Source organism: Chryseobacterium sp. MHB01 (genome assembly GCF_034651565.1).
In the GTDB taxonomy this organism is placed as follows: Bacteria; Bacteroidota; Bacteroidia; order Flavobacteriales; family Weeksellaceae; genus Chryseobacterium; species Chryseobacterium nepalense.
Genome location: NZ_JAYEDA010000023.1, coordinates 19345 through 35370, shown reverse-complemented (window position 1 = coordinate 35370; position 16026 = coordinate 19345). Strand labels below are relative to the sequence as shown.

Annotated in this window: 14 protein-coding genes and 1 riboswitch; of the genes, 10 read left to right on the top strand and 4 right to left on the bottom strand. The window is 38.3% G+C overall.

Features of this window, described 5'->3' with window-relative positions:
* The first annotated feature begins 520 nt into the window (after nt 1–520).
* A riboswitch (TPP riboswitch) is annotated at nt 521–619 on the top strand.
* A gap of 56 nt (nt 620–675) precedes the next feature.
* From thiS to U9K52_RS20540, 8 genes are all read left to right on the top strand, one after another.
* The gene (gene thiS, locus U9K52_RS20575) at nt 676–882 is read left to right on the top strand and encodes a sulfur carrier protein ThiS (protein WP_248388891.1); all 207 of its coding nucleotides are present in this window, start codon (nt 676–678) and stop codon (nt 880–882) included.
* Between the two features lie 18 nt (nt 883–900).
* On the top strand, nt 901–2712 hold the full coding sequence (gene thiC / locus U9K52_RS20570; protein WP_322927934.1) for a phosphomethylpyrimidine synthase ThiC: 1812 nt from the start codon (nt 901–903) through the stop codon (nt 2710–2712).
* Nucleotides 2709–3293, top strand: a complete 585-nt coding sequence (locus U9K52_RS20565; protein ID WP_322927933.1) for a thiamine phosphate synthase — start codon at nt 2709–2711, stop codon at nt 3291–3293. The genes thiC and U9K52_RS20565 overlap by 4 nt, the downstream gene beginning before the upstream one ends.
* Nucleotides 3269–4012: a hydroxymethylpyrimidine/phosphomethylpyrimidine kinase gene (locus U9K52_RS20560; protein WP_322927932.1), complete on the top strand. Its 744-nt coding sequence runs from the start codon at nt 3269–3271 to the stop codon at nt 4010–4012. Before U9K52_RS20565 ends, U9K52_RS20560 begins: the two co-directional genes overlap by 25 nt.
* 89 nt (nt 4013–4101) lie before the next feature.
* A complete protein-coding gene (thiE, locus tag U9K52_RS20555; RefSeq protein ID WP_322927931.1) occupies nt 4102–4716 on the top strand; it encodes a thiamine phosphate synthase in 615 nt (204 codons plus the stop codon).
* On the top strand, nt 4713–5489 hold the full coding sequence (locus U9K52_RS20550) for a thiazole synthase (RefSeq protein ID WP_322927930.1): 777 nt from the start codon (nt 4713–4715) through the stop codon (nt 5487–5489). The genes thiE and U9K52_RS20550 overlap by 4 nt, the downstream gene beginning before the upstream one ends.
* Before the next feature lie 12 nt (nt 5490–5501).
* Complete coding sequence (thiH, locus tag U9K52_RS20545; RefSeq protein WP_322927929.1) at nt 5502–6620, top strand: 2-iminoacetate synthase ThiH; 1119 nt, start codon at nt 5502–5504, stop codon at nt 6618–6620.
* A 123-nt stretch (nt 6621–6743) separates the two neighbouring features.
* On the top strand, nt 6744–7454 hold the full coding sequence (locus U9K52_RS20540; RefSeq protein ID WP_322927928.1) for a HesA/MoeB/ThiF family protein: 711 nt from the start codon (nt 6744–6746) through the stop codon (nt 7452–7454).
* A gap of 158 nt (nt 7455–7612) precedes the next feature.
* On the opposite strand, the gene U9K52_RS20535 is transcribed toward U9K52_RS20540, so the two are convergent.
* Genes U9K52_RS20535 through U9K52_RS20525 form a run of 3 tightly spaced genes read right to left on the bottom strand, consistent with a single transcriptional unit; the run spans nt 7613 to nt 11608 of the window.
* Entirely contained in the window at nt 7613–9847 is a 2235-nt protein-coding gene (locus tag U9K52_RS20535) for an outer membrane beta-barrel family protein (protein ID WP_322927927.1), read from the bottom strand.
* Nucleotides 9848–9905: 58 nt separating this feature from the next.
* Complete coding sequence (locus U9K52_RS20530; RefSeq protein ID WP_263602081.1) at nt 9906–10721, bottom strand: DUF5694 domain-containing protein; 816 nt, start codon at nt 10719–10721, stop codon at nt 9906–9908.
* A gap of 47 nt (nt 10722–10768) precedes the next feature.
* On the bottom strand, nt 10769–11608 hold the full coding sequence (locus tag U9K52_RS20525) for a DUF5694 domain-containing protein (protein ID WP_322927926.1): 840 nt from the start codon (nt 11606–11608) through the stop codon (nt 10769–10771).
* Nucleotides 11609–11791: 183 nt separating this feature from the next.
* Here U9K52_RS20525 and U9K52_RS20520 point away from each other — a divergent pair, with 183 nt between their 5' ends.
* Together U9K52_RS20520 and U9K52_RS20515 are read left to right on the top strand one after the other, a co-directional pair.
* Entirely contained in the window at nt 11792–12808 is a 1017-nt protein-coding gene (locus tag U9K52_RS20520) for a sensor histidine kinase (protein WP_322927925.1), read from the top strand.
* Nucleotides 12795–13478 (top strand): LytTR family DNA-binding domain-containing protein, encoded by a 684-nt coding sequence (locus U9K52_RS20515; protein WP_322927924.1) that lies wholly within the window; start codon nt 12795–12797, stop codon nt 13476–13478. Before U9K52_RS20520 ends, U9K52_RS20515 begins: the two co-directional genes overlap by 14 nt.
* A gap of 52 nt (nt 13479–13530) precedes the next feature.
* Here the strand turns inward: U9K52_RS20515 and U9K52_RS20510 are convergent, their stop codons facing one another.
* Complete coding sequence (locus tag U9K52_RS20510; protein WP_322927923.1) at nt 13531–15798, bottom strand: aconitate hydratase; 2268 nt, start codon at nt 15796–15798, stop codon at nt 13531–13533.
* Between the last annotated feature and the right edge of the window lie 228 nt (nt 15799–16026).

The following is a 16026-nucleotide window of genomic DNA, read 5'->3' as shown; positions in this document are numbered from 1 at the left end:
CAAACCAAAAAAGCGAGTAGACACACCGATCAATCGCGGCTAAGGTAGCGGGCACTCATTTCAATAATGGGAAATATAAAAATAATTGATTATCAATAAAATGAAGCGAAAATTAAATCTGCGTCATTTACGAAATTTGTGGGAGATCAAAAAGAAAAAATCATAAACCAATAAAATTTCATCAAGCTTCGCGAAGCAAATCCATTTGCCTTTGCTTACTAAAATAAGAACCCTAAATGGGAACTCTTTGCGTTAAAACCAAAACATCTGCATCATCCGCAAAATCTGCGAGATAAAAAATTAAAAAACAGTTCATAAAAGAATATTTTAAAGCTTCGCGCAGCAATTTATTGCCTTTGCATCTTAAATAGAATTCCATAAAGAAAACTTTGCGTTTAAAAGCTTGGGAATTAAATAAAAAAATCAGTCATCAGTCGGAAAAATAAAATAATATTCATCATTTTAGCCATCCTTCCGTCAACAAAAAATTTTGCTCATTTCAAAAAAATGTCTACCTTCGTTTCAACTTTAGGGGTGTCTGTTTATAGCAGGCTGAGAATTTACCCTTTGAACCTGATTTCTAGATCATACTAGCGTAGGGAAAAGTGAAATGACTTTGCTGTACATTCTATTGTACAATGATGGGCATTCCTAAAGTATATAAAAAATTTAGGAATGGAACTCATAATCAACCACACTGTAAGAAATTTTGAAATACTTCCCCAAACACTGGAAGCATTACTTGCTATAGAGATTCCCCACAAAAGAAAAGGAATTGCCGTAGCACTTAATAACCGCATTATTCCGCAGTCATCCTGGCCGGAAACATTCCTCAACGATAAAGATTCAATTTTAATTATCACTGCCACACAGGGCGGTTAACCTACAATATCAATCACTATGGCTCATAAAATCACCCGTTCGCCGTTTCCAAACTCTAAAAAAATCTATGTTGAAGGAAAAATACATCCGATCAATGTAGCAATGCGCGAAATAGAATTAAGTCCGACAAAACTATCCAACGGAACATTGGAACATAACCCTCCGGTTACAGTATATGATACCTCAGGACCTTATACCGATGAAAATTCTGAAATCAACATCGAAAAAGGACTGCCAAGAATCCGTGAACAATGGATTTTAGACCGAAATGATGTAGACATTCTTGATGGAATTACCTCAGAGTACGGAAAAGCCCGCCTTGCAGATTCAAAATTAGATGAATTGAGATTTTCTTATAACCACAAACCCAAAGTAGCAAAAGAAGGAAAACAGGTTACCCAATTATATTACGCAAAACAGGGCATCGTTACTCCCGAAATGGAATACATTGCCATCAGGGAAAACCAGAGAATCGAGCAGCTGGATTCCGTTACAAAGGAAATGGCTTTTCAGCATCAGGGAAATAGCTTTGGTGCAAAAACGCCAAAAAATAAAATTACACCTGAATTTGTAAGAGACGAAATCGCAGCCGGAAGAGCCATTATTCCGAATAATATCAATCACCCGGAAAGCGAACCGATGATTATAGGACGGAATTTTCTTGTTAAAATTAATGCGAACATCGGAAACAGTGCCGTTTCATCAAGTATTGAAGAAGAGGTGGAAAAAGCAGTCTGGGCCTGCCGTTGGGGAGCAGATACGATAATGGATTTGTCTACCGGAAAAAACATTCACGAAACCAGAGAATGGATCATCAGAAACAGTCCGGTTCCTATCGGTACCGTTCCGATTTATCAGGCGCTGGAGAAGGTAAAAGGTATAGCAGAAGATCTAACATGGGAAATTTTTAAAGATACGCTGATCGAACAGGCGGAACAGGGCGTTTCCTACTTCACAATTCACGCGGGTGTTTTATTGAGATATATTCATTTAACGGCAAAACGCGTTACGGGAATTGTCTCCAGAGGCGGTTCGATTATGGCAAAATGGTGTCTTTTTCATCACAAGGAAAACTTTTTGTACACCCATTTCGAGGAAATCTGCGAAATCATGAAAAAATATGATGTTGCCTTTTCTTTAGGCGATGGTCTTCGTCCGGGCTCTATTGCTGATGCCAATGATGAAGCACAGTTTGCCGAACTGGAAACTTTAGGAGAATTAACAAAAATCGCATGGAAGCACAATGTTCAGGTCATGATCGAAGGTCCCGGCCACGTTCCGATGCATATGATTAAAGAAAATATGGAAAAACAGCTGGAAGTATGTGATGAAGCTCCTTTTTACACGCTAGGACCATTGACAACGGATATTGCGCCCGGTTACGATCATATTACTTCAGGAATCGGAGCGGCAATGATCGGTTGGTTCGGATGTGCCATGTTGTGTTATGTAACACCGAAAGAACATCTGGGACTTCCGAATAAAGAAGATGTGAAAGTAGGAGTGATTACTTATAAGCTGGCGGCCCACGCTGCAGACTTGGCGAAGGGGCATCCCGGTGCTCAATACAGGGATAATGCGTTGAGTAAAGCCAGATTTGAATTCCGGTGGGAAGATCAGTTCAACCTTTCTCTTGATCCGGAAACGGCAAGATCATATCATGATGAAACACTTCCGGCAGACGGTGCAAAAGTGGCACATTTTTGTTCGATGTGCGGACCAAAATTCTGTTCCATGAAGATTACCCAGGAAATCCGCGAATCTGCAGAAAAAGGAATGCTGGATAAATCCCAGGAATTCATCGAAAAAGGGAAAGAAATTTATATATGATCATCATTATCACTCCTGAAAAAATAGTTCCTAATGAAACTGAAGTCATCAACGAATTATTTCAGGAAGGTTTAGATCTGCTTCATATCAGAAAACCGGTCATGAATTTAGAAGAAATGAAGGATTTTATTCAAAAGATAAATTCTGAATTCCATCACCGATTGGTTTTGCACAGTCATTATGATTTGGCTGAAAGTTATAATATTTCAAGGCATCATTTTAGAGAAATTGACAGACATAATGAGTTATATAAATCTTTAAGAGATAAAACGATTTCGACATCTGTTCATGATATTGAAACTTTTAACGAACTAAGTGAGAATTGGAAATATGCTTTTATCAGTCCTGTTTTTCCGAGTATTTCTAAAAAAGGATATGGAAAAGATTCAGAAATTTTAAATGATATTAAAAAAAGAGATAACTCAAATGTAAAACTAATTGCGCTGGGAGGAATTCATGAAGATAATATTCATATAATTTCAGACAGTAACTTGGATGGAGTGGCTTTGCTCGGAGCGATCTGGGAAAATAATCAACCGATAGAAATATTTAAAAAATGCAGACAGGTCGTCCTTTTGTAATGAGTATTGCCGGGTTCGATCCAAGTGGTGGAGCAGGTCTACTGGCGGATGTTAAAACATTTGAACAGTTAAAAGTCCAGGGATTGGCTGTCTGTACGGCAATGACTTTACAAACAGAATCTGAATTTTTTGGAATTCAGTGGCAACCTTTAGAAGATATTTTAAACTCAATTCATGTTTTAATGAAAAGCTATGATGTGAAGGTCGTAAAAATAGGGGTGATAAAAGACGCGGAATTTTTAAATGAAATTATTAAGACAATCAAATTAATTAATACTGAAGCTAAAATCGTTTGGGATCCGGTTTTGAAAAGCACCTCTGAATTTTCTTTTTTTGATTTAAATACTATTTCTCAACTGGGAAATGTTTTGCATCAACTTGATCTAATCACACCCAACTACAATGAATATAAGGTTTTAAAAGAAAATGTGTTTTTTGAAAATCCGAGAAATTCATGTGCAATATTAATGAAAGGAGGTCATCGCGAAGACAATGTAGGAACAGATATTTTACTCGAAAACGGTGAAGAAATTTCAATTGAACCCCATGATAGAAATTGTGTCTACTATCCCAAACACGGTTCAGGTTGTGTGCTCTCTTCTGCAATTACAGGTTATTTAGCTTTGGGAGAAAATCTGGAACAGGCCTGTCGGAAAGGAAAGTTATACATTGAGAAATTTCTGGCAAGCACATCTGCTTTATTAGGATTTCATTCTTAAATGGACATTAAATGCTACCCTTTACTGAATGAATGCAGTTGCGACTTAAAAACAATAAAAAAACTTAGCGCCTTTGCGTTTAAAAATAAATGGAAAAATTACAATACATCTCTCAGGGTTATACAAGAGAAGAACAGGAAGCCAATATCCGGAAAGCGCTTGATAATGGTGTAAAATGGATTCAGGTACGCTGGAAAAATGCTCCCGAAAGAGATTTTATTACGCTCTGTGAAATTTCAAAAACATTATGCTCAGATCATCACGCTGTTTGTATCATTAATGATCACGTCCGAATCGCAAAAGATATTGATGCCGACGGCGTTCATGTGGGGCTCAATGATATGTCAGTTGAAACTGCGAGACATATTTTAGGAGAAGATAAAATTATCGGAGGGACAGCTAATACATTTCAGAACGTTCTTCAGCGAATGGTAGAATCGTGTGATTATATTGGACTTGGTCCTCTCAGATTTACAACAACTAAAGAACAGCTGAGTCCGGTTTTAGGATTCAGAGGATATCAGAACATTGTCCAGGAATTACATGACAAATCACTTGCAATCCCTAAAATTTTTGCCATCGGCGGTGTGGTACTGAATGATATAGAATTATTACAGCAAATCGGAATTTACGGAGTGGCTGTTTCAGGACAGATTACGGAGCAGCCTTCTATCATTACCAAATTTAAAACAGCATTACAATGAATAATCAAAAATTAATAATAGCAGACAGAACCTTTGAATCAAGATTGTTTCTGGGAACGGGAAAATTCGGGAACGTTTCCGAAATGACAGACTCTATCATTGCATCGGGAAGCGAAATGGTAACGATGGCACTTAAGCGTATAGACTCTCAATCTTCAGAAGATGATCTGCTGAATGCCATCCAACCGACAGGAGTTCATCTTTTACCGAATACTTCAGGAGCGAGAACAGCTAAAGAAGCAGTATTGGCAGCACAGCTGGCAAGAGAAGCCCTGGAAACCAACTGGGTAAAACTCGAAATCCATCCAGATCCGAAATATCTGCTTCCGGATCCTATCGAAACATTATATGCTACGGAAGAACTGGCAAAATTAGGATTTATCGTAATGCCATACATTCATGCTGATCCTGTTTTATGCAAGCGTCTTGAAGATGCCGGAACTGCGGTTGTGATGCCTTTGGGAGCACCAATAGGAACCAATAAAGGTCTTAAGACAATTGATTTTTTAGAAATTATTATCAGCCAGAGTAATGTTCCTGTGGTAGTAGATGCAGGAATTGGGGCACCCTCCGATGCGGCAAAAGCCATGGAAATGGGTGCTGATGCGGTTTTGGTGAACACCGCAATTGCCGTTGCCCAAAATCCGGTGCAAATGGCATTAGCTTTTAAAGAAGGAGTAATTTCCGGAAGAAGAGCTTTTGAATCTGGATTAGGAGCAATAGCACAGCATGCTGAAGCTTCAAGCCCGTTAACATCTTTTTTGTTTGACTAATATGTAAGTAAAATGAAAAGTTTTAAAGACATTTTCGATCAATACCAATGGGATGACGTGAAAGAAAGGCTGGAAAAAGTAACGCTGAATGATGTTGAAAAAAGCCTGCAGAAAAAAAATAAAACCATAGAAGATTTTTTAAATTTTATTTCACCTGTTGCTTCTCAGAAGTTAGAGACAATGGCAAAAATGGCACAAAGCCTTACTCAGAAACGATTTGGTAAAACCATTCAGCTGTATGCACCGCTTTATCTTAGCAATGAATGTCAGAATATCTGTACTTACTGCGGTTTCAGTCTGGATAATCTTATCAGGAGAAAAACACTTTCCGATACGGAACTGATGATGGAAGCTGCCGTTTTGAAATCCATGAGTGTCAATCATGTTTTACTGGTAAGCGGTGAAGCCAATAAAACAGTCGGTATTGAATATTTTCTGAATGCCGTACGGCTTTTGAAATCACATTTTGCCAATATTTCGATTGAAGTTCAGCCCTTATCGGAAGAAGAGTACCGAAAGCTGCATGAAGCAGGAGTAAACGCGGTTTTGGTTTATCAGGAAACCTATCATCAGGAAGTATATAAACAATATCATCCGAAAGGAAAAAAATCAAATTTTGATTTTCGCCTGGAAACACCGGACAGAATCGGAAGCGCCGGAATTCACAAAATAGGATTGGGAGTTTTACTGGGATTGGAAGACTGGAGAATCGACAGTTTCTTTAATGCGCTGCATATAGATTATCTTCAGAAAAATTATTGGAAAAGCAAATATTCCGTTTCATTTCCGAGACTGAGGCCTGCCGAAGGTTTTATAGAACCTAATTTTATCATGGAAGATAAAGATCTGCTTCAGCTGATCTGCGCATACAGAATCTGGAATGAAGATCTGGAAATTTCAATTTCGACAAGAGAGAATGAAAAATTCAGAAATCATATAATTTCATTAGGGGCAACAACAATGAGTGCGGCTTCTAAAACTAATCCGGGGGGCTATTCCGTAGACAAAGAATCTCTGGAACAGTTTGAGACCAGCGATGAAAGAAGTATGGATGAAATTAAAAATATGATTAAAAAATCAGGCTACGATCCTGTAATGAAAGACTGGGACTCGGTTTACAGCGGGATATAAAACTTAAAAAAAAAACAGCATCTATCATTTGCTGAATGAAATGCTCTTGGGAACGAAATATTCATAATGATTTTAAAGTTACTTGCGTTCTCTGCGTTAAAAAAAATCAACAATAAATTATTAATGAAAAGCGAAGACATCTTTGCCCGCTACAGCCGACAGATCTTTATCGAAGAAATCGGTCTGAAAGGTCAAAGAAAAATACTAAATTCTAAAGTTTTGGTGATTGGGGCCGGTGGTTTAGGCAGTCCGGTCATTCAATATCTGGCTGCTGCGGGAGTCGGAACTCTGGGTGTTACAGATTTTGATAACGTAGAACTTCACAATTTAAACCGACAGATTGTTCACAATGAAAATACGATTGGCATTTCTAAAGTAAAAAGTGCTGAAAATTTTGTCAGAGCCTTAAATCACCAGATTCAATATGTTGGCATTGAACAAAAAATTGATGAAACAAATGCTGAAGACCTGATTTCCGAATTTGATATCATTGTTGACGGTTCCGATAATTTTACAACGAGATATGTTGTTAATGACATTTGTGTAAAACTTCAAAAACCTCTGGTCTATGGAAGTATTCTCGGGTTTTCCGGACAGGTTGCAATTTTTAACTACAATGGAAGCAAAAACTTAAGGGATATTTTCCCGGAGCCTCCTGTTGATGAAGATTTTCCGGATTGCGACAGTCTGGGAGTTTTAGGAGCTCTGCCCGGAATTGTCGGAAGCATGATGGCAAATTTAACACTAAAGATCATTACAGATCTGCCATTGCAGCTGAATCAACTGACTCTGATTGATACCTTACGCTGGCGTTTTCAGACTATTGATTTTTAAACAAAAATTTCAATATTTCACGGTGGTACAGGTAAATATTATTCTTAAGTTTTGGCTAAAGCCGTCAAGAAGTAATATAGAAAAAGCGGACTTTAGTCCGCTCCAATTGATAAAATACCTTTTAAACATTAAATATGATATGAACATTCATATTTAGTTTATTGTCCCTGCTGCATCACGCCGCTATTTTCTTCTTTCTTCGTCTGGTTCAGGATATTGGCATCTTCTTTAGCCAGCTTGTTTTTCGTTGGAATCTTATAATTTACGGATAATCCGAAGTTTCTTGTATCGTATTTACTTCTTATAAATACAGATTCTCCTGATGGCGGGTTTGAGCGTACCTGCATTACCTGTCCGTTGAAAATATCATTCGCGAAGACAGAAACAGTAAGGCGGTTGTCCATGAACTTTTTTGTTAACGTAAGGTCAAAAGAATTGTTGAAAGGCTTTTCTGCTGTGAAGTAGAAATATCCCGCTTTAGGAGTTAAATAACTATAATTTGCCGTCAGCTTTATTTCTTTCGGTAAAATAATCTGCGTCATGAGATTGAAAATCCAGAAGCCTCTGTTATTCAGATTATCAATGTCATGTTTCTGGTATCCGGCATAAATGTACATGAAATTAATTTTATCAGGGTTAAAATTAAACTTCATAATTTCGCTCAGAGGTTTACTAAAGATCATAAACGGAACAGGCAACCCGACATTGAAGTTATGAATTCTCATGTCTGAAATATTAATCTGCTCATTAAACAGGTTCTTGCCGTCTTTCCTGATAATCTGCGCTACCTGATTTTTTGCAGAGCTCACACTGTAACCGATAAATGCATAATCGAAAGCCGAAATTTTCAGTTCATAATTATCGAAAATAGTAGGCTGAAGGTTCGGATTACCGGTTACCTGCGTATTCGGGCCCTGGAATGTTACGTTATTCGGGTTCAGTGCGGAAATACTTGGCAGGTTTATTTTTTTGTTATAATTCGCCGCTACATAGACTTGGTTCATCAGATTGTACTGAACACTGGCATTCGGAAATAATTTAAATTTATTAAAAGGAATAAGATCTGCTTCAATAAGGGTATTGGTTTGATCGTTATATCTTGTAATACCGGAGATGTCATAATTTTCTGCACGGGTTCCCAATATAAAATCAAATTTTTTGAGTTTCGCCTGGAATTCCAGATAGGTTGCAGTTGTTTGTCTTGTATAATCCAGGTTGGTGATTCCTTTGCTTTCCGTATCGAATTCCTGATGCTCATACAAACCACCCAGGCTTACTTTTCCGCCGTCAAGAAGATTCAGTGGTTGAGAATAGTCTACTTTAAAATTAGCGACTCTCATATCAGAGGTATTATCCAGAACATTTCCCAAAGAAATCCTTGGTTCCCATAAACCGGTATCGGCATATTTCTTATCTCTGAAAATATTATCCTGCACAAACTTACTGTCGGATTTTGTATAACCAAACTGAAAATCCAGTTTTTGAGCCTTGTCTGAGAAGCGCTTTTGGTAAGTAACTACTGCTTCCTGTCTCGTGGTAAGTGTATGAGCAGCATCGGACGCATCAAAACTAAAATCTCTGTAGGTATATTGTTGCGGATTTGTGTTCGGAATCGGTTTGGCTTCCTGTCCGTCTCCGTCACTTAATGTGTAATTGTCATTGTTGTTATGGTAAATATCATAATTTACAAGCAACCGGTCCTGCCCCAAGTCAAAAGTCAGTCCCGATTTTGCAAAATATCCTCTTCCGAATCTGTCGGTATTGCTTGTTAAAAGATTATCCTGCTTGCCGCTCAGCATACTTTCACGATAATTTTGGCCGACATTTAATTGCCATCCGAAGATTTTATTTCTTGCATTTAGATTGAGGGAATTGCTCGTTCTGCTTCTGTATTTATCGTAATTTGTAAAAGAGTAGTTGCCGGAATAGGTTGCCGTTAAATATTTATTAGCATTTTTATTGGTGATGATATTCATAATGGCCCCTCCGGAAGTCGCCGGAAATTCTGCACCTGGCTGTGTGATTACTTCAATCCGGTCTACCGAATTGGCAGGCATGCCTTCCAGAAAAGAGTTCAGCTCATTAGAAGTAATATTTAAAGGTCTTCCGTTGAGGTATACGTCCAGTACCTTTCCCTGATACATCATTCCTGCAATATCGGTGGAAACAAGCCCGGGAAGTTTTTTGATACCTTCCAGGACATTGCCGTTATTCAGCTGCGGTTGTTCAGAGAAGTCGAAAATCGTACGATCGGCTTTCTGCTCAACGGCTTTTTTAGTTTTGGTGATCGTAATTCCTTCAATTTGTTTTTCTTTTACCTGATTATTGGTCTTTTCTTGGGCATAAGTAAACACCGTACCCAGAAATGATAAGGCAATAATTGTTTTTTTCATAATGTCTTGTCGTATCAGGTTAGACGCATGAAATTTATTTTTGTTACAGGGGAAGGCTTTATTTTATATACTTTAAAACAGATTCGGGTCTGTATTTGGGGCTTCTCTTCAGGAAATCCATAAAAAATGCGGTATGGGTGCCTCCCATCAGCAGTACGATGCGATCATTCTTGTTGATGTTGATTTTATTGAAGTTTGAAAACATCACAAGGTTTCGGTGATACATTTTAGCAGCCTCGTCGGCTCCTTCGTTCCTGTCTTTTGTGGAGACATAAGTCAGCAAATCTGCATTAATGTTAATCAGCATATTCAGCATTTGAGGATGATTGTTGAGTTTAAACAGTTCGCGGAAGGTCATTTTATCCTCCGGGTATTTTTTCTCAGCGGCATCCACCAATGCGCCATATCGCTCATAGGTGGCGTCGTCCCGTTTGTTCTTAAGATGATAGTAGAGGCTGTAGTCGTATCCTTCTTTATAATCTATACCGAAAATTTTAGAGGTTCCGGACAGCCTTCCGATTTCGAAAGCCAACAGCTCGATCTCTCCCGGGTTTTGGTATTGTTTTTCCGGATTTTGAAGATATTCCAGGTATTCTTCGTTAAGAGCAGTGTTGTTTTCGGGAAGATCTTCCACCACGATAATGGACGGACTGAATGCGGCAATCTCTGCGGCGATTTCATGGATTCTTTTTTTATTTTCTGCGTTGTGCTCATCAAATTTGGTTGTGTTTGCATCAGAAGTATTGCCCATGTGAAAGGTGGCGATGTTTAAAACAGCAACTGCATCGTCTAATTTGTCTTTAAACTGAAACGTTTGGGCCTGCAAATATGCTGCAAAGGCAAGGAAGAGCGTGGTAAAATGTATTGTTTTCATTGTTAATAATGACTAAATTCTCTAATGTGTGGTAAGCTGCTTAAATTTTATTTCAAAGAATCGAATTCCGTATAATCGAAATCAGGGGATGATGTGAATAACTGTCTCAGAACAGAGGCGTGCCCATTGCCTACAATTACCAGCAATCGGTCTTCCGGGTGATGTGGAATATTCTGAATATTTCTGAACATTCTCAGGTTTCTGTCGTACCAGTACAATGCCAGCATATCTGCGCCATCATGTTCTCTCAGCTTAAAATCGCCACTCAGGTATGCTCCGTATTCATGCTGATGGTATTCTTTCCCGTTCGTATATTTGAAAAGGTCCAGCAATGATCTGAAGTTTTTGGGTTCCGAGCTTTTAAAGAAAGTATTGTACTGTTTTGAAACAGGATCATCGCTTTGAAAGTCGTATTCTGCACTCAGGTTCTTGAAATATAGGGAATCGGTTTTGGCAAATTTTTCCTGCAGATCATCCAGCACCGAATTTGCATCTATGCTATACAGCTCGTTAATCTTAAGCTCTTTTGCAATACGCATGGCCAGCTGATACCGCTCATCCCTTTTATTGGCATACTTCCCTTCCTTGTATTCTTTTAGTTTCTGGTTGGCATTCCAGTTCGGAAATGCTTCGATCGCAATTTTTGTTGGTTTGAACTTTTTAATATAGTCCACAAGCTCAGTGACTTCTTTTGCCGTTTTTGGAGATAGCACATCAACCTGATCCCCTTTTTCAGTTTTGTGGGCATCGAGATTCGGATAGTCAAAATGGAAGGATCCTACGACGAGCACCTGCGGTTTGGTACCGGAAAAATATTCCCCAGGCTTTTTCTGGGCGGTAATAAGGGTTGATAAACAAACCAGAAATATATATAGTACTGTTTTCATAAATAGGGATTTAGGTTAATAATAGTCTGTACTGTTGCTGACAAAATTATTGTTTGTGGCCTGAAGACGAAATGCCATTTCGACCAACCATCCTAAAACAGGTGCAAAATGAACTCATCGGGAAAAAGGGACGGTTTATCGAAGAAACAGTGTACATTTTCATAGAAAGTCTATTTTTGCGGTATGAAAAACAGCAAACTGCTTTATCTGCATATTTTCTTTTGGACGATCTATATTATTGGAGCGGTTCTGATTCCTTATTTTGTCTTCCATTCCAACGCTACTGTATTTAATATAACCTTTTTTATTACCAGTATCATCTGTTTTTACGTCAACTATTTTATTGTCGTTCCCAGGTTTTTTGACGCCGATAAAATTTATAAATCCTTTATTGCCTTTTTCCTGAGCGTAAGTTCTTTTGTATTGGTGAGATATTTCGCAGAGGAATGGTTTCTGCCCACCTATTTCGGGATCAGGAATTATTCAGAAGATACCGGTTTCGGCTTTTATTTCTTCGATAATATTTTTTACAGCAGCACCACGATCTTTATCAGCACTACGTTCTGGTTCTTCAAATATTCCATCATTGCGGAAGAAGAGAAATCCCAGCTTGTTGAAGCCAAAAAAAATGCGGAATTACAGGCGCTGAAAACCCAGATCAATCCTCATTTCATCTTTAATTCTTTAAATAACATCTATTCTCTTGTATATCAGAAATCGGATAATGCTTTGCCCGCCATTGAAGAGTTGAGCCGGCTGCTGCGGTACAGTACGAAAGATCTCGGCGAAGACCGGATTGCTCTGGAAAAAGAAATTGGCTACATTGAAAGTCTCATGGCCTTGGAAAAACTCAGAATTAAAAACCCGGAACTGCTAGTGTTTGAAAAGAAAATCCTTCATCCGAATCTTAGCATATCACCGATGATCCTGGTTCCGTTTGTTGAAAATGCTTTTAAGCATGGCGATTTTAGAAATAAAGGCTTTGAAATGAGAATTTCCGATGAGAATAAGATATTACATTTTTATCTTTTAAATTATAAAAAGGAAAAGATGAAAGATTCGGTATCAGGAATTGGTATTGAAAATGTGAGAAAAAGACTGGAAATTTTATATCCTCAAAAATATACGCTTAACATTAAAGACTCGAAACAGGAATTTGTGGTAGATTTAAAAATTAATTTAAGAGATGAAAACCATTAAATGTATTATTGTCGATGATGAGCCGCTTGCCATCTCTTTACTGGAAAATTATGTGCAGAGAATTCCTTTTCTCGAACTTGTGTTTTCCTCTGAAAATCCTATTGAAGCTTTAGAATATATTCAGATTAATGAGACTGATCTTGTGTTTCTGGATATCCAGATGCCTGAACTGTCCGGTATTAATTTCATGAAAATCCTCGGTGATAAGGTGAAATATATTTTAACAACCGCTTATTCCGAATATGCTCTGGAAGGCTATGAACATCATATTGTAGATTATCTTTTAAAACCGATTTCATTCGAACGTTTTCACAAAAGTGCCGTAAAGGCGCAGGAACGTTTTTCGTTGGGAAAACAAGAACAGGACTATTTCTTTGTAAAATCTTCAGGAAAACAGCATAGAATCAATTTTGCAGAGATTTTATATGTTGAAAGCATTCGGGATTATGTTAATATAAAAACTTCAGAAGAAGAGTTTATTGTTCTGGACACTTTGAAATCAATGGAACAGCAGCTTCCTGAAAGCTCCTTCATGCGAATTCACAAATCTTTTATTGTTAATTTAAATCATATTAAAAATAGCACAACCAAAAAGATTATCATCGATCCGGAATATGAAATTCCGATAGGGGAGCGTTACAGGACGAATTTTTTTAACCGGATCAAATAAAAAAGCAACTTCAATTGAAGTTGCTTTTTCTATTATTAATTAAATCTAACAATTAATTTTCTTGTTGCTTAATCAGGTTAAGTGCAGAACCGGCTTTAAACCATTCGATCTGCTGATCGTTGTACGTATGGTTTACCATAATGATGTCTTTAGTTCCGTCTGCATGAACGAACTCCAAAGTAAGTTGTTTCCCCGGAGCAAATTGCTCAAGATCAAGGAAATTAACCGTATCATCTTCCTGTACTTTATCGTAGTCGGCTTCATCAGCAAAAGTTAATCCAAGCATTCCTTGTTTCTTAAGGTTAGTTTCGTGGATCCTTGCGAATGATTTTACCAATACTGCTTTTACGCCAAGGTGTCTTGGTTCCATAGCGGCGTGCTCTCTTGAAGAACCTTCACCGTAGTTCTGATCTCCTACAACGATTGATGGAACTCCAGCAGCTTTGTAAGCTCTTTGTACAGCTGGAACTTCACCGTATTCACCGGTAAGCTGGTTTTTCACCTTGTTGGTTTCCATGTTGTAAGCGTTTACCGCTCCGATCAGCATGTTGTTGGAAATATTATCTAAGTGACCTCTGTATTTCAACCATGGTCCAGCCATAGAAATGTGGTCGGTTGTACATTTTCCGAATGCTTTGATCAAAACTTTAGCACCTTCAATATTTTTACCGTCCCAAGCCGGGAACTCTTCTAACAACTGAAGTCTGTCTGAAGTAGGACTTACGTTTACTACAACATGAGATCCGTCTTCAGATGGAGCCTGATATCCTGCGTCTTCTACAGCAAAACCTTTTGCAGGTAATTCAGAACCTTTTGGCTCGTCTAATTTGATCTGCTCACCAGCTTCGTTTGTTAAAGTATCAGTAATAGGGTTAAAGTCTAATCTTCCCGAGATTGCTACTGCAGCTACCATTTCAGGAGAAGCTACGAAAGCGTGTGTATTCGGGTTACCATCTGCTCTTTTCGCAAAGTTTCTGTTGAAAGAGTGAATAATAGAGTTTTTCTCTCCTTTTTCAGCACCTTCTCTGTCCCATTGTCCGATACAAGGTCCACACGCGTTCGTAAAGATTCTTGCATTTTCGAATTTTCTGAAAGAGTCTAAGAATCCGTCTCTTTCAGCAGTATATTTTACCTGCTCCGAACCTGGGTTGATCCCTAAGATGGCTTTAGGCTTAACACCTTTTGCAACGGCGTCTTCCACGATAGAAGCAGCTCTTGATAAATCTTCATAAGAAGAGTTGGTACAAGATCCTATCAATGCCCATTCAACTTCAAGTGGCCATCCGTTAGCTTCCGCTTTTGCTCTGAATTCGGAAACCGGTGTTGCCAAATCCGGAGTGAAAGGTCCGTTTAAGTGAGGGGTAAGCTCAGAAAGGTTGATTTCTATTAATTGGTCGAAATATTGTTCTGGGTTTGCATATACCTCAGCATCACCTGTTAAATGTTCTGCAATCTGATCTGCAGCATCCACAACATCCTGTCTTCCTGTAGAAGCAAGATATCTTCTCATGGAATCATCATATCCGAAAGTGGAAGTCGTAGCACCGATTTCAGCACCCATGTTACAGATGGTTCCTTTTCCTGTTGCGGAAAGAGATTCTGCTCCTTCTCCGAAATATTCTACGATACATCCTGTACCACCTTTTACGGTAAGGATTCCTGCTACTTTAAGGATAACATCTTTTGCGGAAGTCCATCCGGACATTTTTCCGGTAAGTTTTACCCCGATCAGTTTAGGCATTTTAAGTTCCCATGCCATGCCAGCCATTACGTCTACTGCATCAGCACCACCTACACCAATTGCAACCATTCCTAGACCTCCTGCATTTACCGTGTGAGAATCGGTACCGATCATCATACCGCCAGGGAAAGCATAGTTTTCCAATACTACCTGGTGAATGATTCCGGCTCCCGGCTTCCAGAAACCGATTCCGTATTTATCGCAAACAGAACTCAAAAAATTGAAAACTTCCGAGTTTTTATTGATACCTTCCTGTAAATCTTTATCAGCACCTACCTTTGCCTGGATAAGGTGATCTGCGTGAGCCGTTGAAGGAACAGCTACTTTCGCTTTTCCTGCCTGCATAAACTGCAGAAGCGCCATCTGCGCAGTTGCATCCTGCATTGCTACTCTGTCCGGTGCAAAATCTACATAAGAATTTCCTCTCTCATACGCCTGTGTAGCATTTCCTTCCCAAAGGTGAGTGTATAATATTTTTTCTGATAATGTAAGAGGTTTTCCCACAATCTGTCTTGCTGCTGCAATCCTTTCAGGGTAACGCTCATACACTTTTTTGATCATATCGATATCAAATGTCATATCTCAAAAATGTTTTAAAATTATCAAACAATTATAAATGTTCCCAAAATTACGAAATTTTAATATTTTATGGGAGTTATATTATTTAGATTCTTTATAAATATGAATTTTATAATTTCTATTTTTCATTGTATTTTTGCTGTCAATATGGGTTTAAAAAAAATAATTCAGGTTCTAAGTGTTTTAATTTCGATAGTCGTTTTTTCTCAGAAATCGGTTCCGAAAAAA